Annotated in this window: 2 protein-coding genes; both read left to right on the forward strand. The window is 39.7% G+C overall.

Features of this window, described 5'->3' with window-relative positions; all coding sequences use genetic code 11:
- The coding region (locus ACLTU0_RS11870) for an ABC transporter substrate-binding protein (RefSeq protein ID WP_412322652.1) at positions 1-1,040 on the forward strand (1,040 nt) is incomplete at its 5' end.
- A partial coding sequence (locus tag ACLTU0_RS11875) for an aminoacetone oxidase family FAD-binding enzyme (protein WP_412322654.1) occupies positions 1,037-1,618 on the forward strand: 582 nt, incomplete at its 3' end. The genes ACLTU0_RS11870 and ACLTU0_RS11875, both read left to right, overlap by 4 nt.

Consider the following 1,618-nt stretch of genomic DNA (forward strand, 5'->3'; position numbering starts at 1 on the left):
ATCAAAGTGATATGAAAGGCAATGCGAATTATATACCGATGGGAACAGGTCCTTATAAGTATAATTCACAGTTAAGCACAGGCAAACTGTTGTTTTCGGCATTTGACAATTATCACAACGGCAGAGCAAAAATCGACAGCCTTTATGCTTATACCGTACCCGACTTGCAGAAGTATGAATCAATGTTTGAAGCAAGCGAAATTGACCTTATGACAGGCAGAACGGTAGACCTTTCGGAATATACACCGAGAGGCAGTGCAAGAAATAATGAGTATATAACAAATCAAATGACTTTTATCGGGTATAATACGGCAAATCCGTTGCTTTCGGGCGTTGAAACAAGACAGGGTCTGTCGAATATTGTTGATAAGGACAGTATCGTAAATTCAACGATATATTCGCGCGGTAAGGCAAGCAATATTCCGATTAATCCGTCATCAATTTTCTATTATGACACAAGTACAAAATTTAAGCCTGATGAAATTTTGACAACACAGCATTTGGGCAATGATAAATGGGGTTTGGACAATGACGGAAAATATGTACGCCATGTCGGTGCACAAAAACAGGTTTTGCAATTTGAAATTTTGACAAACAGTGACAGTGCGGAAAAGGTTAATATAGCAAACGAAGTGGCAGACAGTTATACAAGATTCGGTATTCCGACAACAGTTACTGCACTTCCGTATGATGAATATATTGCAAGAATTAATGCGAAAAATTATGATATAATGATAGGTGAGATAGAAGTCAGTGCAAATAATGACTTGACTCCGCTTGTATCGTCGGCCGATAATTATTTCTCGTATGCAAATCCCGACCTTGATATGCTTATCGGTCAGCTTGGAATGACGAATGACGAAGAACAGCAAAAGGCTTTATTCCGTCAGTATGGTGATATAATAGTGAATGATATGCCGTTTACTGTATTGTTTTTCAGAAAAGGCAATGTAATGTCAGGCTCAAAAATTAAAAGCGAAATTCTGCCGTCTGTTGACAGAATGTTCAGAAATATTGAAACTTGGAGTGTGACGGAATGAAAATAGTAGTAATCGGTGCCGGTGCGGCAGGGCTTTTGGCGGCAGGAAAAGCCGCCGAAACGGCTGATGAAGTGGTAATAATCGAAAAGAACGATATAATCGGCAAAAAACTTCTCATAACAGGCAAGGGAAGGTGTAATATAACAAATTCAGCCGATATTGAGGATATGATAGGTCAATATCCGAGAAATGCGAAGTTTTTGTATTCGGCACTATATACGTTTACAAATGACGATATAATACGAATTATTGAAGAAAACGGCGTTAAAACAAAAGTTGAAAGAGGCGGCAGGGTATTTCCGGTAACCGATAAGTCGCAGGACGTTGTAAAGGCACTAAAAAAATACGCTTTAAAGCCGAATGTGTCACTTGTACATGATACGGTAAAGTCACTTATAATCAGTGGCGGTGCCGTAAAGGGCGTAAAGACGTCTAAAACGTCAATTACGGCGGACAGAGTGATAATATGTACCGGCGGTAAATCGTATCCGAGAACAGGTTCTACGGGCGACGGATACAAATTCGCAAAACAAGCGGGACATACAATTATCGAGCCTAAAGCGTCGCTTATACCTGTT

Origin of the sequence: Hominilimicola sp., from assembly GCF_046972485.1 — a bacterium.
In the GTDB taxonomy this organism is placed as follows: domain Bacteria; phylum Bacillota; class Clostridia; order UBA1381; family UBA1381; genus Hominilimicola; species Hominilimicola fabiformis.